The sequence below is a fragment of the Actinoplanes sp. KI2 genome (assembly GCF_025630775.1).
In the GTDB taxonomy this organism is placed as follows: Bacteria; Actinomycetota; Actinomycetes; order Mycobacteriales; family Micromonosporaceae; genus Actinoplanes.
Map to the genome: position 1 here is coordinate 46,211 of NZ_JAOSZE010000050.1, position 22,231 is coordinate 68,441.

The following is a 22,231-nucleotide window of genomic DNA, read 5'->3' on the forward strand; positions in this document are numbered from 1 at the left end:
GAGGTGGGTGACGGTCAGATCAGGGCCGGCTGGGCTCTGCGGCTCGTCAAGGCGGCCAGCATTCCGGTCAGCTCGTACCGCTCCCGGGTGTCCGGGTGGGTGAACTCGTCGGCCAGCAGCCGCGCCAGCCGGCGCGGGTGGACCAGGTCGATGCCGCGCAGGCCCAGTTCGTCGAGGTCGGCACGGGTCAGGTGGGAGAAGTAGCGGGCGTCCGCCTCGACCTGCGGGTTCGACGGCCACTGTCCGTCCGCGGCGGCGGTCTCGATCGCGGTACGCAGCAGATCCCGGGCCAGGTCACGCTGATCGCACATGTTCTCCAGCACCGATCGGCCGTAGTCCAGGGGCCGCGCGGCCATGCTGATGATGTCGCCGGCGTCCCAGGCCTCGTTCACCCGGTGCAGGGTGAACCCCGCAGCCGTCTCGCCGTGCAGCATCGACCGGGCGAAGGTGAGCACGCCTCGGTAGCGCGGCAGAAGGCCCGGATGCAGGTTCGCGAACAGCGGCGCCTGCTGCGGCCCCGGACGGAAGTGGTCGATCAGCGGGCGCCGGAACTTCTGGTAGCAGCGCACCGAGAATCCGATGCGGACCTGCTCCTCGGCCAGGTAGGTCACGAACGATGCGTCGTTGACGTCCGGGATGACACGGACGACGACGCGGCCCTGATGCAGCCGGGCGATGCCGGCCGGGGACAGCAGCCTGCCCACCTGAAGGTGCGGCTGGGCGTCCAGATACGGGTAGATATAGTCGTTGAGCAAGGCCCGTTCGTACTTGAAGAGCTCACTCAGTTCCGGCTCGGCGGCCGGGTTGGGACGCTGGTTGGTGAAGAAGAGGTACGGCGTGTGGCCCTGGGTCAGCAGTTCATCGGACAGCCTGCTGACGATCAAATGTGATGTTGCATCGTTTCCTACGAAAAAACCGATTCGCATGTTTCGCCCCGTGTGCAGAAGGTCGGTTTGTCAGACCTGTTGGAGATGTGCGGTGAGCGCGGTTGCGGCTCGCCGCGAGTTCGCCAGATTGGTTTCCAGCGAATTGGTGTAGAAATGCACGCCCCGGGTGAGCGGTCCGACGAAGAACGTGCGTTCGGCCGTCGACCCGTCCCGGCGGACCACCTGCATGGCGTCGAAGTCGACGTCGATGCCGCCCAGCCGATGCGGCCGGACGTCGCCGCGCATCAACATGTTCTGCAGCAGCGCCGAGTCGCTGCGTTCGAGCGCGAACCCGGTTCCAGTGGCGTTGATCAAGTAGTCGACGTCGTGCCGGTACGGCCCGGCGCCGTGTGAGCCGGCCAGTTCGAAGACCTCACGCCCGGGATCGTGACTGACCGTTTGCAGGCCGCTGAACGCCTCGAAGCCACCGGCGTCGGCCATCGCCAGCAGGCGGCGGCCGCTCAGCAACGGGATGCAGTGCCGGAACATCGCCCAGGTTGAGAGGTGCTCCTCCAGGAAGTGTGCCCGGGCCAGCGGCGTCATCCAGTGCCAGAGCTCCGGGATGATCTCCGAGGTGGCGTCCAGGATGTAGTACCAGGCGGTTTCCCCCTGCTCGGCGCGGGCGACGTCGTGGCGCAATGCCTGGTGGAACGGCTGCTGCGCTTCGGTGAACACGGCATCCCAGTCGAGTGGTCCGAGCGCGTCCTCGAGTTCCGCCCGGAACAGGCCGGCCACCTGCGGCAACGACAAACGGCGGGACCAGCCGCAGGTCAGTTCCGCGAGCCGTTCGCGGGTGACGTGCCGCAGCTCGTGTGTCATGCGCGGCCCCTGCACCTTCGGCAGGGAGCGGCGCCGGGCCACCGCCGTGATCGGGCCACGGTGGCCGCGTTTCCGCAGCAGCAACAGGACATCGACCGCGGTCAGGCTGGTGCCGATGATGCCGACTCGAGCATCGCGTGGCACGTCCCGCAGGCCCGATCCTTGCCACGGCGAGTGCACGTAGTTCGGCAGCTTGCAGAACTCGAGGTAGTCGGTCGAGGGCAGGTCGCCCACGCCGAGCACCGCGTAGTCGAGTGCGAAGCGGTCGACACCGGCGATCAGGTGCACCTGCCCGCCGCCCTCCCAGCAGTCGCTGACCACCGAGTGGTGCACCTCGACCTTGATCCGCGCCGCCCGGGCGGCGGCAACGGCCGCGTCGAAGTGCTCCCGCAGATATACGGAGAACAACCGCCGGGGTACGTACTCGTCGGAGTCCGGGCGGTCCGGCCGCGCCTGCATCCACCGGACGAAGTCGTCCGGGTCAGCCGGATCGAGGCTCATCGTCACCGCACGCATGTTGAGCAGGTGACAATCCTCCGGCGTGCTGTACGCGACCCCGGCGCCGATCTCGTCCCGCGGTTCGAAAAGGTGGATCGTCGCGCCGGCCGCCTGCCCGTTGGCGATCAGGGACCGGGTCAGTTCGACGAAGACCCCGACGCCGGTGGCGCCCATGCCGACCACACCGACCTGAGGGCCTTTCAGGAATGATGACATCTCATCGCCTTCTACTCGCTTTTGGCGGGTCAGCCCAGGTCGATAAGCTGATGCCGCTCCGGCCCCACCGAGACGTACCGCAGGCGCGCGCCGAGAAGCTCCTCGATACGCCGGACATACGCTGCGGCTGCCGGTGGCAGCTGAGCGAACTCGCGCACGTCACGCAGGTCGGCGTCCCATCCGGGCAACGACTCGTAGACCGGCGTCGCGCGCTCCACCAGGTGCGTCATCGGGAACCGATCGAGCACCTCGCCGTCGACGCGGTAGCCGACGCAGATCTTCAACTCGGGCAGGCCGCTGAGGCAGTCCAGCTTGGTGAGCGCCAGCTCGGTCGCGCCCTGCACCGTCGCGCCGTACCGGGAGGCCACCGCGTCGAAGTGCCCGATCCGGCGAGGCCGGCCGGTGTTGACACCGAATTCGCCGGCAGCCGTACGCAGCGTGTCCGACCACGCGCCATGCTCCTCGGTGACGAAAGGCCCCTCGCCGACACACGTGGAGAACGCCTTCACCACGCCCGTCACCCGGGTCAACGCGCGGCCGGGGAGACCGCCGCCGACCGGCGCATATCCGGCAAGCGTGCTGGACGACGTCGTGAACGGGAAGATGCCGTAATAGACGTCGCGGAGCGCGCCCAGCTGCGCCTCGAAGATCACGTGCTGGTCAGCCTCGGCCGCGGTCGCCGTCAGCTCGCTGATGTCGCAAACCCGGTCCCGCAGCCGCCTGCCGTGCTCGACCGCCCACTGCACCATGGCGTCCAGGCTGATCTCCGGTACGCCGGGGTACAGGCCCCGGTTGCTGAGGTTCTTCCACTCCACGATCGGCTTCAGCCGGGCCGCCAAGTGATCGGCGTCGAAGACCTCGCCGATCTGAATGACCTTCTTGAGGTAACGGTCACCGTAGACCGGGGCGATCCCGCGGCGGGTGCTGCCGAACGAGTGCTCGGCGAGCCGATCCTCCTCCCAGCTGTCCTGATCTCGATGGAACGGGAAGCAGACGGTCACCCGGTCCGAGACGAACAGGCGGGAGGTGTCGATGCCCGCGACGTTCAGCTCATCGATCTCTTCGTTGAGCCGCTCGAGGTCGACCACGGCGCCCGGCCCAACGATGTTGACGGTGCGTGGCGAGAAAATGCCGGATGGCACCAGCCGGAGCTTGAACTCGCCCAGGTCGTTGATAACGGTATGACCGGCGTTGTTTCCGCCCTGATAACGAATGACCATATCGGCTTGCTGGGCCAGGTAATCAATCATCCGGCCCTTGCCCTCGTCGCCCCAGTTGATGCCGACGACAGCGTGCATTTCCGTTGCCAAAAAGAACCCCGTGGAAGATGCGCGAAATGCGCTCGTGATGCGTTGCCCGTAGGCGACGCGCTGGCCGGCCCCCGTTGGCCGAAGGGGAGTTTGCACGACTTGGTCAGCGCCCGCAAGGTCAACAGGGGCGCAGATAAGGCTTCAATTTAGGACAAGTCAGGCCAGCCCGAAAACGCGCGGACGACCCTTGACCTGCGTCGATAGCAACTTCCGCAAAATTTCCCAACCACCGCACCTGGCCCCAGCATCCAGAATTGCCGTGCCCAGAATCACAGATCTCACATACAGTAATCGATTACCGCCTTCGTCGATCCACATTGGGACAAAGGAAACCGCGATGTGCCACCCGGAAGGCGGCGCAACCGCAACCTGCCGCTGGCACGCGATTTACGCGGAGTACGAAAACGGCCGCGACGATCACCGTGAGTAGCACGGCTGCGGGTTCCACCCCGTGCTGCCCTTGCCCTGCACCAGAGAGTTGTGCATACCTCGCCAACGCAGGCTCGTACCTCCGGAGTGCACCTCAGATGCGGCCTGGCGACGGCCTGTCTGCTAGCACGTGCATGTCCCCGGGGTTGACACGCACTGGCAACGGCGCGGTAGCGGCGCATCCCGAGCTAAGGTAATCCGAAATGGACACGCAGAACGAGCCGCTGACCCTGACCGACGACGCGGCGTTCATGGCCCATCCCATCCCCGCCTACTCAGCCTGGCGGGAAGCGAGCACGGTACACCGCACCCACACGCCCGACGGTGCACCCGTGTGGCTCGTGACCCGGTACGACGACGTCCGGGCCGCCCTGAGCGACCGACGGCTCTCCTTGAACAAGGCCCTGGCTACTACCGGCTACCGCGGGTTCTCCCTGCCGCCGGCGCTGGATGCCAATCTTCTCAACCTGGACCCGCCCGATCACACCCGTCTTCGCCGACTGGTCGCCAAGGCGTTCACCGCGCGCCGGGTCGACGCCATGCGCCCACAGATCCAGCGCGTCACCGACCGGCTCCTCGATCAGGCCGTACCGCATGACGGCACGCTGGACCTGATCAGAGTCCTGGCAGCACCCCTCCCCATGATCGTCATCGGTGACCTGCTGGGCGTCCCGCCGGAGCGCCGGGAAGTGTTCCGAACCTGGACGAACACGCTGCTGGCACCCTCGGCCGGCAGTCCGTTCACCCCCGCCGAGGCGCTCGGCCACCTCGAGGACTTCCTGCGCGAGCTGATCGCCGGGCACCGGGACGTACCCGACGACACGCTGCTGTCCGACCTGGTCGGCGTTCGCGACGGCGGCGACGCCCTCACCGAGGACGAGTTGACCTCGCTGGCGTTTCTGCTCCTGTGGGCGGGTTACGAGACGACCGTCCACCTCATCGGCAACGGCCTACTGACGCTGCTGCGCCACCCCGACCAGATGGACCGGCTCCGCCGTGACCCAGGCCTGCTGCCTGCGTCCGTCGAGGAGGTGATGCGTTTCGCCGGACCGAATCCGTACGCGATCCGCCGCTTCGCCCGCGAAGACCTCGACCTCGCAGGCGTCCGGATTCCAGCCGGCGACACCGTGCTGCTGTTGCTGGCAGCGGCCCACCGTGACCCGCGTCGCGTCACCTCACCGGACGATTTCGACATCGCCCGAGAAGACAACCCTCACCTGGGCTTCGGCTACGGCATTCACCACTGTCTCGGTGCCCCGCTGGCCCGTCTCGAAGCACAGATCGCCATCGGTACGGTCCTGTCCCGCTTCCGCCGGATCCGCTTGGCCGTGCCCGTGGACTCGCTCCGCTGGCAGCCGTCCTTCCGATCCCGGGGTCTGCTGTCCCTGCCGGTCGTCATCAGCCCGGTCCAGGCTGACGAGTGACTCAACCGCACGTCAGCGTAGGCGCCGCCCAATCGCCGTGGTCGTTGCCGTTCCCGTCTCCGCCGTCGCCTACGAGCAGTTCCAGGGCCTGTGCGCCGGTGACATCCACGTCGATCGTCATGACCGGCTGACGCCCCTTGAGGACCGGCGTCGTGGCCAGCGATCTGCCGTCGGCGAGCACCTGGAAGGTCACGGTGCCCGCGCCGTTCTGCTCGTCGTCGACGCCGACGTCCGCGGTGAAGCGGGTGCACTTTCCGCCCAGATAGACCAGCACGTCGCTGACCGAGTTGGTGCCCAGTCCCTTGGGGTAGGCCTGGCCGGCGATGGTGATCGCTTTGCCGTCGCCGGCCGCCTGCTCGCCGTTGCTCGTGTCGCGCTCGACCGGGCCCCAGCCGTTGGTCGCCGAGAGGAACGGCAGATCGCTCACCGCGACCGACCCGGCGGGTGGCGGCGCATAGGAACCGACGATGCGCTCGTCTCGCACGGTCCCTCCGTGGTAGGAGACGGTAGCCGTGAGCGCGGCCGTCGACGGTTGAGCGCCGGTCGGTGGCGTCACCGTCCACGTGAAAACGGTAGGCGACACCGTGGGCTCGCTGATGACCCAGCCGTCCGGCGCGGTCAGGGTGGCGGTGACGTCTCGGAGGCCGCGCGGTCCGGTCACCCTCGCCGTGGCGGTGAACGGTATGCCGGGCTGGACAGTGGGCGGCACTTGAAGATTAACGCTGACCTTTGGCGCCGGCGGCATCGCGTATGTGCGCGCGTCATATCCGGGGCTGACCACATCGTGCACCTTCAACGACGACACGTAGCTTCCGTAGTTCGTCAGCGACACCTGGCCGAGACCGCCGGTCGAGCCGTCCAGGTTCCAGACCGCGATGGCGATCGTGTTGCGCCCGTGGGCTTTCAGGATGCCGTCCGGAATCGGGAAGCTGTGCTGCGGTCCCAGATAGTTGACGTAGTTGCCGAGCATCCAGCCGTTCACGTAGAGCTCGGCCCGGTAACGATGCGACGGGTCGTCGGTGATCGTCAGCCCGATCGACGTGTCCTGCCCTGTCGGCAGGCGTAGATCGGCGGTGGTGCGATACCAGGAGACGCCGGGTGTGGTGTCCCGATCGGGCAGCGACGCGGTGGTCCAACGGCGATCGTCGAATCCGGGCAACTGCCAGCCGGCCCGCTCGCCGAACAAACCACCGCTGGCGAGCGGCCCCCGCGCCGGGTCGATGAGGTTCTCTCCCCCGCGTACCCCCTGGAGCCGCCAGGTGATCGGCGTCGTGGGCGCGCCGATCAGCGAGGCGCTGGTGAGGCCGCGCGCCGCTTTGTTGCCATTGCTGGAGTTGTAGTCCTCCTCGTGGCCCATGTTGACGGTCAGCACCGAGACGACGTTGTCGCCGCTGGTCCTCAGCGCGCCTGCGGGAAAGGTGAAATTGCCGGCGCCGTTCGTCGAGCTGCCCAGGAAGACGCCGTTGACCCAGACCGAGAACGCTTGCGCGTCGCCGCCGGAAGCCGAGGCGAGGTGCACGCCGGTGACGCCGGCCGACGTCGGGAAGCGACCGCGGTACCAGGTGCTGCCGGTGTGGAATCCGTAGTCGTCGGCGTACCGGATCGGCAGCGATCCGGGGCCGGTGATGCTGAACGTGGTCGTCTTGTCGGCCACCGGCCAGCTTGAGTCGTCGAATCCGGGTTGCGCCTCGGGCGATTCGGTTTGGTGTTTCCAATCGCTCAGGGTAGGCAGGGAAATGGGTTCGGCGATCGGGACGGTGCCGTTGGAGACGACAGAACCGTTCCACAGAACCTTCGACGCGTTGCTGAAGACCTCGATGTTCGGATCGGTCCCGTTGTCACCGGTCAATTCGAGCACCCGGCCGCCGGCGCGGCTGGTCGCGGTCCGCAGCAGGTGGGTGCCGCGCACGAGCACCGGCCCGCCGGCCGTGTCCTGGCGCCAGAACGTCTCAGCCGTCGGCTTGTCAGCCAGCAGGAGCAGCAGCGGCCGCTGCCCTCCGCCCGGCTTGATCAACACCCGGGCCAGACCGCCGTGCACGTAGTTGAGTCGCAGGTCGCCGGTCGCCGGGTCCCAGGTGTGCTCGACCGCGCCCTGCACCTCCGGCTTGGACGCGAAGCGCAGAACGGTCTCTCCGTCGGTGCCCGGATCGCCGTAGAGGACAGCCACGTCCCGTGGCCCGATCGTGGCCTGGGTGAGGAGCTCGGAGGTCGAATACTGCAACCGCGTCTGCCCGAGCGCGGCGTCAGCAACGATCAGCTTCGAGTCCCGGCCGTTCAGGGTGATCGTCGTGCCCGGTTTCTGCGGCACGGTGGGATAGACCGGTTCCGTCGTGGCCACGGGCGGTGGCAGGTCAATAGCGTCGACCGAGACGAAGTTGTCGGTCGATCCGGAAGCGTGCGTGCCGGTCACCACGATCTTCAGGGTGTGCGGCCCGTCGGTGAGACCGGTCGCCTGGAAGAGAACGGCCTGCGCGGCACTTCCGGAACAATCCACGGTGGCCTGTTTGACGTCGTCGACGTAGACATCGGCGTACCCGTGGTTGCCGGTCTTCGATCCGATCCACCGGATCGCGGTGCCGGAGAACGGGACGGCGAGCGAGTCGCCGGCGGCGTTGGAGAACGATTCGGTGTTCTGGTAGTCGCTTCCGGTGTAGCTCTGGTCGGCCACGTGCGACCACGCGCCGGCGTATTGCAGCGCCGGGTCGACGTCGTCATAGGTGTAGGCGGTCGTCGCCCGAGCGTTGAAGTCAATGGAGACGTGCGTCTTGTCGACCGCGGTCGACGTCGAGTCATGGTGCCTCAGCACGTGGAACTGGGCGCCGGTGTCGGGATTGCGGCGCGCGGTGTCGGTAATCGCCGCGTCGTCGGGCGGAGTCACCGAAATGCGGTCGGTCTTCGTCAGATCCGGCATCGACTGGGTCAGATAGCCGATCAGCTTGTCCTGGTAGTACTTCGAATCCAGCTGTCTCGTCTCGCGAATGGCCGCGCCGTAGTCGTAGGACGTGTAGTTCTGCGGCATACCGAGCCAGCCCCAGTTGGTGCCGCCGTACGTCATGTAGAAGCTCTGCGCGGTGGCGCCGACCGCGATGTTGTTCTTGTAGAACACATTCGCGAACTGGTCGTTGATCAGCTGCGCGCATTTGTCGTAGCCCGGCCCGCCCCACGGGTCGAAGGCACCGCCCTGGAACTCCGGCGTGTAGAGCGGCCGCCCGGCCGGGTGGTCGTAGCTGATGTCCGGCACGCCCCGCCACACGGTCGGATTCGAACAATCGAAACCTTGGGGGTACGAGTCGGGCCCGTCGATGTCGAGTTTGCCGACGCCCGTGTTGAAGGTGCCGTTGTTGTTGCCGGTCAACGGAACCGTTATGCCGTCGGCGCGGGCCTTGTCCTCGAGGTGCTGCAGGTATCGGCGGCCGGCCGCGTTGCCGTTGTAGTACTCGTTCTCGACCTGGTAGGCGATGACCGTGCCGGCACCGCTGGTCAGCTGGTGGCGGGCGACGATCCGGTCGATGTGGGTCAGCCATTCATCGGCGTACGCAAGGAATTGGGGGTTGTCGGTGCGGTTCTGCTCGTCCTTGGTGGTGAGCCAGCCGGGAAGTCCGCCGCCGTCGACCTCGGCGTTGATGTAGGGCGCGGGCCGTGCGATGACGTAGAGGCCGGCCTGCTGGGCCATGTCGAGCAGCAGGTCGACGTCGCGGACGCCGGTGAAGTCGTAGGACCCGGGTTGCGGCGAGTGGTAGCCCCAGTCGAAGTAGAGCGACGTCGCGTTGAAGCCGGCCGCCTTCATTTTCTGGAAGATGTCGAGCCAAAGGCTGGGGCTGGGCAGGCGGAAGTAGTGGAACTCCCCCGACCAGAGGTAGGTCCGGTGCCCGTCGACGAGGAACGAGTAGCCGTCGAAGGTGACCGCGTGGGCCGACGCCGCCGGCTTCTCTCCGGCCCGCGCCGGCAGGGGCGTCACCAGAATCAGCAAAAGGACCGCGAACGCCCGCAGCCATCGAGTCATCCGTGCCTCCAGCGACCGGCGAACACACTCCGACAAAGTCAAACGATATCTTTCGATATGTACCGGACGCTACGTCAGGGTCCACCTCTGGTTGTCGCCGGCGCCGCAGGCCCAGAGGACGATCTTTGTGCCGTTGGCGGTGGCCGCGCCGTACGCGTCGAGACACAGGCCGGACTGGACGCCGGTGATCGTGCCGTTGCTGTTGACGTTCCACTGCTGGTTGGCCTGCCCGTTGCAGTCCCAGATGACCGCGGCGGTACCGTTGACGGTGCCCTGGTTGTTGGCGTCCAGGCACTTGTCGCCGTACACCATGAGTTGCTTGCCCGAGGTGTACGCCCATGCCTGGTTGCCCTGGCTGTTGCAGTCCCACAGCTGCGCCTGCGTGCCGTTGGCCCGGCTGAAGTTGTTGATGTCGAGGCAGCGGCCGGACTGCTTGCCCACGATCGGCGCAGTACGGGGTCCCTCCGTTCCACTCACCGTGACCAGCACGGCCGACTTGGCCGGCACGCTCGCGGTGTAGCCGGTGGTGAAGGTTCCCCGGTCGGTGGCGGTCCACGGGTCCCGCACGGCGACCGAACCGGTCAGGCCGAGGGAGCCGAACCTGGCGGTGATGTTCGCGGCGGCGGTGGTGCGATTGAGCAGCAGGACTGCCCGCTTACCCGTACCGCTGAGGGTCTTGCTGTACACCTGCAGACCGGTGGCATCCTCGGTCACCTTGGTGCCCTGCCGGCCCAGGGAGTCCTGGTCGATCGCGATGACCTCGCGGTTGGACAGGATTGCCCGGGTCTCGGCGCTCATCGTGGCGAGGTTGTTGCCGGCCAGCAGCGGCGCGCCGGAGATCGCCCACAACCCCATGTGCGTACGGTTCTGCGCCGCGGTGAAGCTCGGCATGCCCACGATGAGCATGTCGGGATCGTTGTAGTGGCCGGCGCTCTGGGCCGCGGGGTGCTGCGCCGAGTCGAAGTTGGTCAGCACCCGGTCCATCGAGGCGCTCTCGCCGTAATAGATGATGTCCTGGCTGGTGCGCCACATGGTCGACATGCCGGGCGCCCAGTTCCACGGGCTTCCGTTGCCCCAGCTGCAGATCGACAGGATCATCGGGCGGCCGGTCTGCGCGCTGGCCCGGGCGACGGAATCGCTGATCGCCTGATAGGTCGACTGCGGGTTGAGGCCCTCGGCATTGCCGCCGCACCAGTCCACCTTGACGAAGTCGAAGCCCCACCGGGAGAACTGCAGGAAATCCTGGTCGTAGTGGCCCTCGCTGCCGGATCCGGGCGCGGCGGGCCGGCCGGTCGGGTAGTAGTAGCCGCATCCGTCCCGGCCGGCGTCGGTGTAGATGCCGGCTTTGAGGCCCTTGCCGTGGATGTAGTCGGCGATCGCGGCCATCCCGCCGGGCCAGTCCGCCGCGTCGACGGTGATGGCGCCGGACGCGTCGCGGGTACCCTGCCACCAGCCCTCGTCGATGTTGACGTACTGGTAGCCGGCGTCCTTGAGCCCCGCCGAGACGAGGGCGTCGACCTGCCCCTTGATCACGCTGTAGTTGATCTTCGCGGCGAAGGTGTTCCATGACGCCCAGCCCATCGGGGGCTTCGTGACGACATTGTTCGACGCGGCGGCCGCCGCCCCGGGCGATGACACGATCCCCGCCGCGATGACGACCGCTGCGGCAAGTCTCCCGGCACGTCTCCAGTTCATGGCAGCTCCTCCGGCTCCGTCACCGAGCGACAGCCATCGATGAGAACGTTAACTTAGGGCCTTCCGCAGACAACTTCAACCCGTTCGATGTGAACGTTCACTTGATGCGAGTGTCGCTGCTGCGCTGGGGTGCCGGGTCGAGATCGGCCGGCTCACCTCGGTGATCCAACGGCACTGACCAGCACGGACGAGGTTTTCGGCGTCCGCAAGGCGCTGCGGTCGGCGCTGAATACGCACGATAGGGACAAGTCATTTGCTTTGCTACAGTGAAGCCGCATTGGATCGAGCGGGGTGGAAATGTCGCAGAGTGCCGATGAGCCGACCATAAATGAGATTCTGGCCGCGCTACGCTCAGAGGAAGCCCTCCAGCAGCTGCTTGAGGCTTACGACCTCACCGAGGATGACGTGCTGGCCCGCGCGCGGGCGTTGTCCCGGCAGCTCACCGCTTTCCTGGACGCGTGAGTCGGTCGTTGGTCACGACCACCGTCCGATACCGGCTGCCCTGGCTCTTCTGGGTCTTCTGGACTGGCACTCTGATCAACCGGATGGCGACCTTCGTCGCCCCGTTCCTCGCGCTCTACCTGACCAATGAGTTCGGTCTCACCCCCGTCACCATCGGCGCGGCCCTCACCGTACAGGGTGTTGGCCTGGCATTCTCCAACCTGCTGGGCGGCTGGCTCGCCGACCGTTGGGGGCGCCGGCCCACCATGCTGGCCGGCCTGACCACCACTACCCTGCTGGTGCTCGGCCTCGCCGAGGTCCGCACCGTTGAGCTGATCGTCGTCATGATCACCTTGCTGGGTCTCGCCGCCGACTTGCACCGGCCCGCGCTGCAGGCTCTGGTGGCCGACTTGGTGCCGGAGTCCGAGCGCGCCCGCGCCTACAGTCTGCTGCACTGGGCGGCGAACCTCGGCGTCTCGATCGCCATGCTGTTGGGCGGTTTGCTGGCCGAGATGGGCTACGCCTGGCTGTTTCGCTTCGACGCGCTCACCACTGCTCTCTTCGCCGCGTTGATCTGGCGGCTGGTCCCGCCGGGCGCTGCACCCGCAGTCCACGAGCCGGAGGTCGGACCCTCCGCGCCCTGGTGGCGGGACCGGCGGATGGTGGTCTTCGCCGTGGTCACCACGTTGATCTTTGCCGTCTACTTCCAGTCCTACGCGACGTTGCCCCTGGCGATAACCGCGGCCGGGCACAGCGCCTCGGACTACGGTCTGGTGCTTGCGGTCAACGGCGTCACGGTCGCCGTGCTCCAGCCGCTGCTCGCCCGCCACCTCGGCCGGCTGCCGCAGGCGCCCGGACTGGTCGCCGGCTACCTGCTCATCGGGGTGGGCTACGGGCTGGTCGCCGTGGCCGGCAGCGTGGCCGGTCTGGCCGGCACGGTGCTGCTCTGGAGCCTCGGCGAGATCGTGGTGCTCGCCATCGGGTCGGCCTTCGTCGCCAACCTGGCGCCGGCCGAGGCCCGCGGCCGCTACCTGGGCGCGTACGGCATGGCCATGGCTGCGGCCGGAGCGATCTCGCCGCTACTGGGTACTGCCGTCTACGAGTGGAACGAAACCCTGCTGTGGGCCGGCTCGTTCGGGGTGACCGTGCTGGCGGCGGTGCTCCAGTTGGCCGCCATCCCGCGCACCGCCGGGCGGCCGCGGTGCCCCAGCTGACCATCCGGCCGCGTCCCGTCCGGGCCGGCGCCCACCGAAAGAAGGAGATGGACCGGGGATGACCCTCCGCACCGCCGGCCGCATCGCGGAGATCGCTGACGACTGGTCCGCGACCCTCCCCGAGCATTCGCTGCTCACCCTGCCGCCCTGGCTGGCCACCGACGACGAGGGCCGTACCACCCCGGTCAGGTATGCGCTGACCGGAGAGCCGGGCGCCGGCGCCGGGCTGGTCGCCGCGCTGGTGGAGGCGGGCGCCTTTCCCACCAACGACCCGATCGCGCTGTTGCTGAATGGGGAGTTGGAGGCCGGCGCCGACCCGGACGGGCTCGCCGCGATCGAGGCGGCCCGGGCGGATCTGGCCGGCAAGCTGGGTACCGCCGGCTATCCCGCGGCGGCCTCGACGCTGCCCGGCGGTTACCTTCCCGGGCTGGTCGGCGACCTCACCCCGGCACGGACCGGGGAGTTGCTGGACACGCTGACCGACACCGCCCGGGAGTGGGACTGTCCGGTGGTCTCGGTGCTGCACGTGCCAGACGGCAGCCCGCTCGTGCCAGAGCTGGAGCGCCGCGGTTTCGTAGGTGGCGCCTTCCTGGCCCAAGCCACCCTGGAGCTGACCGCCACCGACTTCGACGGCTACCTCGCCGCTCTGCCCAGGCGACGCCGCAACAATATCCGCCGGGAACGCCGGGTCTTCGCCGAGGCCGGGCTGAACGTATCCGTGGACGCAATCGGGTCCCGCGGGGCGGACATGGCTGCGCTGCACGCCGAGCAACTGCGCAGCTACGGATATCACCACATCACCACGGAACGTCTGCTCGGCCTGATGGAGCGGATCGAGCGTCACCTGGCGCCGTGGTGCCGCGTCCTGGTCGCGGAGCGCGACGGCGCGCTGGAGGCGTTCGCCCTCGGCTACGAATACGCGGGCGAGCTCCATTTGAAGATGACCGGCTTCTCCCGGTACGCCCAGGAGAACTTCGGCTACTTCGCCATGTCCTACTATTCGTTGATCGAGTACGCCCTCCACGCCGGGTACTCCTCGATCGTGTACGGGCCGCTGGCATACCCGGCGAAGGTGTTCCGCGGCTGCACGCTGGCGCCGCGGTCCAGTTACCTGCTGGTGCCGGAGCAGCTGCGCGAGCAGGTCGGTCACCTCGCCGGACTGATCGACCGGCATCAGCGCGCGGCGTTCGCCGTCCGCGGAGCCGCCGACCGCTGAGCTCCCCAGTCGACGGCTGGGCGCGGTGTCGGCTCAGCCTACCTCGAAGAGCCACACCGGGGTCGTCGCCCGGCCGTCCTCGCCGAACGCCACCCTGGCCAGCCGCAGCAGGTGGTGCAGCAGCGGGTCTTCGGTTTTCGGCGGCGCGGTCCACTCGATCGCACCTCGCACCGGGATCTCGGTAGCTCCTGTCGAGCGCAGGTGCCGCGCCGTTTCCGCTTTGGCCACCGCGATCCGGGCCGTCCCGCCCGGTCGCAGCACCCGGCGGATCTCAGCCAGCCCGGCGAGACCACCCCGTTCCTCGGAGATCTGGTAGGCGCCGTGCGAGATGACGGCGTCGACCGAGGCATCCGCCAGGGGCAACCGATCGAAGCCGCCCTCGCGCAGGATCGCGCCGGGCACCTTGGTGCCGGCGATACCGAGCAGCGGCGGACACGGGTCGATCCCGTACAGCTCGGCGGCGTGACCGTCGAGGTGGACCAGTAGCCGGCCGCCGCCGGTGCCGACGTCCAGCACCGTGCGGCCGCGGTAGGTCTCCGGCGGGAACATCTCGTCCAGCGGCGGCTGCTGCCGGGCGGAGAACCGCTCGTAGACCTCCGGATAGCCGTGGTAGGCCATCTCCCAGAAGTAAACCGAGGCCACCGCGAGCTGCGCCTGAAGCACCTCGGCCCGGTTCGTGTCCACGGCACCGTGCGCACGAACGGCGGCAGCCAGCTCCGGCGCGGCATGCGCCAGCACGTGGTCGGCCACCTCGGGTGCGGCGCCACGCAGGGCCAGCGCCAGCACCCGCGGCGCGATCCCCTGATGCTGCGGCCGGAAGTAGCGGGCGAGGTAGTCCGGGCCGAGGTGACACAGGTCGTCAACCCACAGCAGACCGCCGCCGCGAGGCATCGCGACCGGAACCGCCTCCCAGACCGCGGTCATGCGTAGAACCAGAAATGCACGAGGTCGACCGGGGTCGCCGCCGTCCGCCGGTCCACCGCTTCGCGCCATCGGCCCCGTAGGTCGAACCAGGAGAACGAGTTGCGGGTCATCGGCACCCGCCGGGGCCGGTTGTCGTGGCCGTAGAGCGTCAGAACCAGATCCTCGCCGGGATCGGCGGTCAGCGGCAGGTGCGCGGTGAGTACCCGGTTCAACCGGTTCTGGTGGTGGTCACCGATGAAGTCGCCCTGGCCGAACCGGCGCAGTACGCACCGGATCTTGCCGAGGTCGTAGCCGGTCGCCGATCGGACGAACGCGAGGAGGTCCGCCATCTCGTCAATGGTGAAGGGGCAGGAGGCGTCGAGTCGGCCCTGCCCCGGCCGGTACGACCAGAAGCGGCTGCTGCTGAAGCGGTAATAGTGCTGCGCGGGTGGGGCCGCCTCGTACTCGGCGCGGGTCACGTGGCGGCCGCGGGTTTCGGCCCAACCCTCGTCGTCGTCGGGGGTCAGGCCGTACTCCGTGTCCCAGTCGTCGTGACCGGCGGCGTGGGCGGCGAGCCGCTCGATCCGCTCGGGAATCAGGAAGTCGTCGATGACGACCAGGCGCCAAGAGTCGTCAAGAAAGGTCCGGCGAGTCTCCGCCAGTGTACTGAGATGCCGCTCCGTGCCGAGGGTCATGGCCACAGACCGGAGTAGCTGCTGCCCCGGGCTACGCGTCGGCGACGGCCCTCCTCCAGGCCCAGGTAGCGCTCGCACACCGATCGCATGAACGGGTCGTTGAAGATCTCGTGCGCGGCCGGCAGGGTGGTCTCGGTCCGGCCGCGGTCGAGCCGGCCCGGCCGGACGGCGACGCCGAACTCCTCCGGTTCAGCCGGCACGGCGGCCACATCGGGCTCCGTGACGCGCAGGTCGTCGATCGTAATCCGCGAATTTACCGTCGTTGGCACCCAGCCCCCATGAACAGCAGAACCTTCAGCATTCCCACGCGCTTCACAACAAGTAACACACATATCGACTGCCTACAAGGGACTGTGCTCGATTCGATCGACTCCTGCTGTGTCGACGGCTCCTCGCTGGAAGGATGTCTGTCAACCCTCATTTGTCGTTGGCGGGGGCCGAGGGTGCTGCTAGCCTGGGCCGCAGGCTGTGATAGCAGTCGATGCCACACGAAAGGAGAGTCGCATGAGGACTGAACTGGACGTGGACGCCGAGGTGCTGCTCGAGGCACTCAACGACGCTGACAAGGCGCAGGCTCTGATGGCCGAGCGGGGCTGGACCGAGGAGGACCTGGTGGCGCGCGCCGAGGCGCTCAACAAGTCGCTGGTCGAGTCGATGGCTTCGGTAAACGTCGTCTGACCAGCGGTAACAACGGGTAGGTGACACGGGGGAGGGGTGGACACTTGCTGCAGATGACTTCCTTGGCGGAAGTGATCGCCGCGCTGCGCGATGCGGGCGAGGAGGACTTCCGGGCCACGTGTGTGGAGGCGCTGTCCGCCCCGATCGACTGGGCGGCCGCAGTACGTGACCACCTCGCCACCGTCGCAGACAAGTCCTTCGTGGACGGCACGAAAAGCATCTTCGTCGATAACGTCGAGCCCAAGACATTGCTTCTGCACGACGAGCCGGGCAAGTTCCGTATCGTCCTCAACCACTTTGACAAGGCCAGTTTCATCGCGCACCAGCACGAGGGCCGAATAACGCCGCACTTTCATCACTTCGATTTTGCGACGCGCCTCATCGGTGGCAGCTATCACCATTGGTTGTTCGACAACAACGGTGATCTCTCCGCACCCCGGCTCTCGCTGCGGCACCGCACCAAGGACGACACCGGCCATGTCTACGTTCTCCCCTGGGACGAGTTCCACTGCGTGCTCGCGCCCGAGCCCGACACCATGTCGCTGCAGATTCGCGGCCCCGCCAAGTGGCTGCTGAACCGGCCCCCGCCGCGCACGACGACGAAGGAACTGTTGATCGCGCGCGACACGGCGCTGGGCGCGCTGGCTGATCTGCCCTCCGCCGCCGAAGCCGGTCAGGTGCCCGACTTCTTTCAGTGCTGGTTGTGACACCGCCGGTGATCCGGCTCTGCTGACGGGGGCTAACGTGTGACTTCCAACGTGGAAACAATCGATCGCACCGCACCGGGCGCCGACCTGGGCATCCGCCCACGGCATGCATTTCGTCGGTACGTGGCCGAAGTGCTCGGACTGATCGTCAGCGACGCGGTTCTCACCGTGGATGGCCGCGTTGTCCGGCCAACCGGGTTCCGGCTCCGCTCGCACGCCGGTGACCGCGAGATCGACCCCATCGTCGCGGAGCCTGCATCGGCCGGTGCCCTGCAGGGCCAGGTCTCGGCCCTCACCCGGATCACCGTTCCGCAGGTCGACGGCGAATTGCGTCCCGCCGCGCGGTGGCGGTCCGCGGACGGCACCGAGGGCGACTGGGCGGTCCCGCCGGCGCCACGGCCGGCCGACTTCGCGTTCGGCTACCCGATCCCGCCCGCCCCCGAGATGGCCGACGGCCCGGCCGGGCTCTACGCGGCAGTGCTCGGCGTCCTGCTCGACGCGGTGGAGCTGGTGGACGGCACCGCGCTGCTACCTGTCGACGGCGTCCGGGTCGGCGAGCGGCAAGTGCCGCTGCCGGCGGTCGACCCGGAGACCCACCCCGTCCTCGGTCCCCGTCTGGAGCTGCCGGGCGGCAGGCTGCAGCCGCTGCATACGGTCGCCGCCACCGAGCCGACCATCGTCGCGCTCGCCCGGCACTGGAGCATCGTCGCCGAGCAGCTCGTGGTAACGCCCGAGGCACTGCGGCTGCCGATGGCGGACAAGCCGCTCTCCGGCCGGCTGACCGGCTTCGTCCTGCACGACCTGGCCGAGTGGCAGGTCGACGCGGAGTGCCACCCCTCCGAGATCTACGAGTACCTCGCCCGCGTCTGCAACGTGGCCTGCCAGTTCTGCTACCTCTTCGGCAACCCCGACGACCTGGCGGTGGCCCGCGGCAAGAAGGTCATCGCAGGCGATGAGATGGACACCCGGCTGCGCTACTTCGACCCGGAGGGCCACCGAACCCTCTTCAAGTCCCAGTGGGAGATCAACGAGTTCCTCGTCGACCCGAAGCTGCCGCACGTCCTGCGCTCCCTGCGTGCGGTCAGCGACCGGGAGTTCTACTTCATCACCAACGGCAGCCCGCTACTGCCCCGGGTCATCGACCTGCTCGACGAGGTCCGCCCGGTTACGCTGGTGATTTCCACCAACACGATCGACGCACCGCTGCGGCAGCAGGTCATGAACGAGCGCCGTGGTCAGACCGAGACCGCGCTGACCTGCCTGGAGCAGCTCTCCGATCGGCGGATCCCGTTCGGTCTGAGTTTCGTGGCCACGCCCGAGTTCCCGGTGGAGCGGCTCGCCGAGGCCCTCGACAAGATCGAGCCGTTGCGACCGGCGATGGTCCGGGTGAATCTCCCCGGATTCACCCGCAGCCACCCCTACCAGCTGCCGTTCGACATGGCGGAGGCATGGGAGCGCTCGACCCGGGACATCGCCGCGTTGCGCAAGCGCTACCGCACCCCGATCGTCATCATCCCCAGCGCCTTCGAGGCCAATACCCTCTTCGAGGACCCACACGAGCCACGGATCGCCGGCACGGTGCCGGGCTCCCCCGCGGCGGCGGCCGGGTTCCAGCCGGGCGACGTGGTCGAGAGGATCGGTATCTTCACCATCTCGTCGCGGGCCCAGATCCAGTCGCTGGTCATGACGCTACGCAGGCCGTCGCGGATCGTAGTGCGCCGGGGCGGCGAGCGCCGGACGCTGACCCTGGACCCCGACGGCCCCGTCGAGTACCCGTACACCGGTCACCTGATCGGTAAGTACGTCGTGCCGTACGGGCTGGTGGTGGCGCCGTCATTGAGCCTTGGTGACGCCAAGGCGATCGAGGCCGCGGTCACCGCCACCGGCGCACAGCGGCCCTGGCTGCTCACCTCGCCCCTGATGGAGATGCAGGCCCGCACGTTCATCGAGCGGTGGCTGCCCGAGCGTGCGAAAAGCCTGCACTACACCGTCGTGACCAACGAGTATCTGGGCGGGAACATCCAGGTCCTGGACATGGCGACGGTGGGCGACCTGCACCGGGCGATCCGGCGCGACATCGACCACACCGGCAGCCGCCCCGATCTGGTCCTGCTGCCGGGCACCGGCTTCAACCAGGAGGGACGGGACATCGCCGGCCGGCACTGGGGTGACCTGGAGCGTGCGCTGCGCGTCCCGGTCCGCCTGCTGGACGTCACCACCCAGTTCCTCTTCTAAGACGACCAGGCTTCCGAGAGGATGAGGCTGACCCCATGACCGTAACGGTTGCCCTGGTCCGCCCGCCGGTGGACGTCCTGCACAAGTTCTCCAAGCCGGTGGAGTGCCTGGCCATCGGCTATCTTGGCGCGGCGGTCCGGCATGCCGGGCACGAGGCGGTGCTGCTCGACGGGATGATGCACGACTGGTCGATCCGCGAGTGCGCCGACCGGATTCTCGCCACCAGCCCGGACGTCGTCGGCTTCACCGTGGTGCTCAACCACCTGCCGCCACAGGTCGAGCAGATCGCCGCACTGCTGCGCGAGGGCGGCTTCACCGGCCCGGTGCTGGTCGGCGGCCACGCGGTGTCGTTCTTCCCGGAGAAGGTACTCAGCGCCGCCCGATCGGTGGATGCGGTCGTCTGCGGTGAGGGCGAGGTGCCGGTCCAGGACGTGGTCCGGGCGGTGGCGGCCGGACGCCGCTGGCAGGACGCCCCGGGAGTGGTCTCCCGGGACGGCGATGGCTTCCGCCGCAACGGCGTCCGGCGCCTGGCCGACCTGGAGTTGCTCGCCCACCCGGCCCGGGACCTGACCTCCGAGATCATCGACCACGACGGCCTGGCCGCGATGGCGACCAGCCGCGGCTGCTACGCCCGCTGCACCTTCTGCAGCATCCCTCGTTTTTACGGACTCGAGCGCGGCGGCAAGGGCCTTGCCTCCGGTGACTGGCTCGGCCGCGACCCGGCCGGAATGGCCGCCGAGGTGCTCGATCTGCACGAGCGCTTCGGCCTGCTGGAACTGCTCATCGTCGACGACGAGTTCTTCGGCGGACACCCGGCCGGCGTGGAGCGTGCGTTGCGCTTCGCTGACCTGCTGGCCGCGGCGGGGTCCCCGGTCGGCTTGGCCATGTCGTTTCGGGCCGAGAACGCCGATCCGGAGGTACTGACCCGGCTGTACGCGGGCGGCCTGCGACACTGCTTCATCGGCCTGGAGTCCGGCGTGGACAGCGATCTTAAACTCTACGGCAAGGCACACTCTGCGTCGCAGAACGCCCGTGCGGTCCGGGTGGTGAAGGAGCTGGGCCTGTCCTTCCAGCCCGGTTTCATGATGTTTCACTACGACTCCACCATCGATCAGCTGCGCCGTAACATGGATTTCCTGCGCGAGATCGGCGAGTGCAAGCCGGTGACCGTAAACAGCGCGGTCGACCCACATTTCGGCACTCCGCTGCTGCGGGTCATGGCGCGGGAAAACGTGGTCATCGACCACGGCACCGCCATGACGATGCGCTACAAGGATGCGAGGGTCGCCGTCGCCAAGGAGATCGCACAGGAGGCCGCGGTCGGCTTCCAAGAGTTCATGAACGTGATCGCCGGGGTCCAGTCGGCCATCACCTACGAGTGGCGTCGGCCGATCCCGCACCGCACGCCCGAGGTGCACCGGGCCCTGGACACCTTCGAGGCTACGGTCAACGACAGTTTCGTGGCGGTTGTCGACGAGGCGCTGCGGGCCCTGGACGGCCTGGCCGATCCGGCCGAGGTGGTCGCGTCCGCCCGCGAACACTTGGCCACCGTGCATCGGAAACTCTCGGTGGCCCGGTCCCTGCTCATGCTTTTCCTGCAGCAGAAAGAGGGCGGCGTCACCTACCGGACGCAGCGGGACTTGATGGCGGCCCGGGTTGGCAACGCCTGACGGCACGCCGCAGTCCTGGGCCGGCCGGGTCGTCCTGGGCACCTGGGGCCTGAGTGGCTCGGTGATGACCGCGGCCGGGCCGGGCGGCTATCCACACGTGCCGGTGGAGCGGGCGCATGCGGTGCTCGACGCCGCCTGGGCCGCCGGGGTGCGCTGGATCGACACCGCCGGGGCCTACGGTCACGGTGAGGGCTTGCGCCGGGTCGCCGCGTGGCAGGGGTGCCGCGGCCACCGCTGGCAGATCGTGGTGAAGCTGGGGCGGCCGATAGGCCCCGACGGTCCACGTAGCGACCTCGGCCCGGAGCAGATCCATGCCGAACTGGCCGGGCAGCCGGTGAGCGCCCCCGCGGCGGTGCTGCTCAAGGATCCCCCGGAGGACGCGATCAGGAACGGCACCGTACACCGGCTCCTGAGCCGTCTGCGAACCGGGGAGAACGTACTGGTCGGGGTGGCCACTCACCGGCTTGACCTGGTGTCGGCGCTCGGTCGGCCGCCGGATGGCGACGGTGTGCTGCAGCTCGAGTTCAATCTGCTGAACCGGGTGACGGCGGTGCCCGCGGCGAGGGCCGCCGCGGCAGCTGGGTGGCAGGTTTGGGGCATGCAGCCGCTGGCCTACGGGTTCCTGGGCGGCCGGCACGACGCCGGCACGACGTTCGGCGCCGACGACTGGCGGTCCCGGATCCCGCCGACGGTCCGGGCGGCCTTCCAGGCCGGTGCCCGATCGCTGCCCGCCTGGCTGCCACCCCGCGTGGCCGGGCGCCCGCTCGCCGAGGTGGCCCTGGCCTGGTGTCTCGCCCATCCCGCACTGAGTCGGACAGTGGTGGGGCCACGGTCGCCCAGTCAGCTCCTCTCCCTGGACGGGGCATGGGAGCTGGCCACCGATCCGGAGTTCGTCCACTTCACGACCCGCGCGTTCGGAGACGAGCGCGCCACCTGAAAAGTCAGGCGAGCCGTTGTCGAGGCCAGTTCGCTCAGCATGGCCCGGCGCTAGGCGAGCCCGACGGCGACGGCCGTACGACACCACAATGGACGGTCCCGGACGGCATCGATCGTCACCGACAGCAGCCCGGGCAACATCGAGTCTTCGACCTAGTACTGCAACCCGATGTCGTTGCTTACGTCGGTTCGAGTCGTTTGCGGTAGTGAGAGGCT

General features: G+C 68.2%; 17 protein-coding genes. 9 read left to right on the forward strand and 8 right to left on the reverse strand.

All coding sequences use genetic code 11. The features are described from left to right. Positions 1 to 14: 14 nt before the first annotated feature. From ODJ79_RS38745 to ODJ79_RS38755, 3 genes are all read right to left on the reverse strand, one after another. Positions 15 to 884, reverse strand: coding sequence for a formyltransferase family protein (locus tag ODJ79_RS38745; RefSeq protein WP_263028679.1), 870 nt, complete (start codon positions 882 to 884; stop codon positions 15 to 17). A gap of 72 nt (positions 885 to 956) precedes the next feature. Continuing rightward, complete coding sequence (locus ODJ79_RS38750; RefSeq protein WP_263028680.1) at positions 957 to 2,459, reverse strand: FAD/NAD(P)-binding protein; 1,503 nt, start codon at positions 2,457 to 2,459, stop codon at positions 957 to 959. A 29-nt stretch (positions 2,460 to 2,488) separates the two neighbouring features. Beyond that, a complete protein-coding gene (locus ODJ79_RS38755) occupies positions 2,489 to 3,865 on the reverse strand; it encodes an adenylosuccinate synthase (RefSeq protein ID WP_263028681.1) in 1,377 nt (458 codons plus the stop codon). Between the two features lie 536 nt (positions 3,866 to 4,401). On the opposite strand from ODJ79_RS38755, the gene ODJ79_RS38760 reads away from it, so the two are divergent. Beyond that, positions 4,402 to 5,622: a cytochrome P450 family protein gene (locus tag ODJ79_RS38760; RefSeq protein WP_263028682.1), complete on the forward strand. Its 1,221-nt coding sequence runs from the start codon at positions 4,402 to 4,404 to the stop codon at positions 5,620 to 5,622. A gap of 1 nt (position 5,623) precedes the next feature. Here the strand turns inward: ODJ79_RS38760 and ODJ79_RS38765 are convergent, their stop codons facing one another. Together ODJ79_RS38765 and ODJ79_RS38770 are read right to left on the reverse strand one after the other, a co-directional pair. Next, positions 5,624 to 9,625, reverse strand: a complete 4,002-nt coding sequence (locus tag ODJ79_RS38765; RefSeq protein WP_263028683.1) for a beta-galactosidase — start codon at positions 9,623 to 9,625, stop codon at positions 5,624 to 5,626. A 69-nt stretch (positions 9,626 to 9,694) separates the two neighbouring features. Continuing rightward, entirely contained in the window at positions 9,695 to 11,320 is a 1,626-nt protein-coding gene (locus ODJ79_RS38770) for a glycoside hydrolase family 27 protein (RefSeq protein ID WP_263028684.1), read from the reverse strand. Between the two features lie 291 nt (positions 11,321 to 11,611). On the opposite strand from ODJ79_RS38770, the gene ODJ79_RS38775 reads away from it, so the two are divergent. The 3 genes from ODJ79_RS38775 to ODJ79_RS38785 are packed head-to-tail and all read left to right on the forward strand — an operon-like array spanning position 11,612 to position 14,191. Further along, entirely contained in the window at positions 11,612 to 11,782 is a 171-nt protein-coding gene (locus ODJ79_RS38775) for a hypothetical protein (RefSeq protein WP_263028685.1), read from the forward strand. Then, positions 11,779 to 12,975, forward strand: coding sequence for an MDR family MFS transporter (locus ODJ79_RS38780; RefSeq protein WP_263028686.1), 1,197 nt, complete (start codon positions 11,779 to 11,781; stop codon positions 12,973 to 12,975). Before ODJ79_RS38775 ends, ODJ79_RS38780 begins: the two co-directional genes overlap by 4 nt. Before the next feature lie 58 nt (positions 12,976 to 13,033). After that, positions 13,034 to 14,191 (forward strand): GNAT family N-acetyltransferase, encoded by a 1,158-nt coding sequence (locus tag ODJ79_RS38785; protein ID WP_263028687.1) that lies wholly within the window; start codon positions 13,034 to 13,036, stop codon positions 14,189 to 14,191. A 33-nt stretch (positions 14,192 to 14,224) separates the two neighbouring features. On the opposite strand, the gene ODJ79_RS38790 is transcribed toward ODJ79_RS38785, so the two are convergent. From ODJ79_RS38790 to ODJ79_RS38800, 3 genes are read right to left on the reverse strand one after another with little or no spacing between them, the layout of a single operon-like run. Further along, positions 14,225 to 15,115 (reverse strand): methyltransferase domain-containing protein, encoded by an 891-nt coding sequence (locus ODJ79_RS38790; protein ID WP_263028688.1) that lies wholly within the window; start codon positions 15,113 to 15,115, stop codon positions 14,225 to 14,227. Beyond that, the gene (locus ODJ79_RS38795; protein ID WP_263028689.1) at positions 15,112 to 15,789 is read right to left on the reverse strand and encodes a hypothetical protein; all 678 of its coding nucleotides are present in this window, start codon (positions 15,787 to 15,789) and stop codon (positions 15,112 to 15,114) included. Before ODJ79_RS38795 ends, ODJ79_RS38790 begins: the two co-directional genes overlap by 4 nt. After that, positions 15,786 to 15,989, reverse strand: coding sequence for a hypothetical protein (locus ODJ79_RS38800; protein WP_263028690.1), 204 nt, complete (start codon positions 15,987 to 15,989; stop codon positions 15,786 to 15,788). Before ODJ79_RS38800 ends, ODJ79_RS38795 begins: the two co-directional genes overlap by 4 nt. A gap of 304 nt (positions 15,990 to 16,293) precedes the next feature. On the opposite strand from ODJ79_RS38800, the gene ODJ79_RS38805 reads away from it, so the two are divergent. From ODJ79_RS38805 to ODJ79_RS38825, 5 genes are all read left to right on the forward strand, one after another. Further along, entirely contained in the window at positions 16,294 to 16,467 is a 174-nt protein-coding gene (locus ODJ79_RS38805) for a hypothetical protein (RefSeq protein ID WP_263028691.1), read from the forward strand. A 44-nt stretch (positions 16,468 to 16,511) separates the two neighbouring features. Beyond that, on the forward strand, positions 16,512 to 17,174 hold the full coding sequence (locus tag ODJ79_RS38810) for a hypothetical protein (protein ID WP_263028692.1): 663 nt from the start codon (positions 16,512 to 16,514) through the stop codon (positions 17,172 to 17,174). 123 nt (positions 17,175 to 17,297) lie between these two features. Continuing rightward, positions 17,298 to 19,409: a radical SAM protein gene (locus tag ODJ79_RS38815; protein WP_263028693.1), complete on the forward strand. Its 2,112-nt coding sequence runs from the start codon at positions 17,298 to 17,300 to the stop codon at positions 19,407 to 19,409. A gap of 35 nt (positions 19,410 to 19,444) precedes the next feature. Then, a complete protein-coding gene (locus tag ODJ79_RS38820) occupies positions 19,445 to 21,079 on the forward strand; it encodes a B12-binding domain-containing radical SAM protein (RefSeq protein ID WP_263028694.1) in 1,635 nt (544 codons plus the stop codon). Then, positions 21,066 to 22,016 (forward strand): aldo/keto reductase, encoded by a 951-nt coding sequence (locus ODJ79_RS38825; RefSeq protein WP_263028695.1) that lies wholly within the window; start codon positions 21,066 to 21,068, stop codon positions 22,014 to 22,016. The genes ODJ79_RS38820 and ODJ79_RS38825 overlap by 14 nt, the downstream gene beginning before the upstream one ends. Positions 22,017 to 22,231 lie beyond the last annotated feature (215 nt).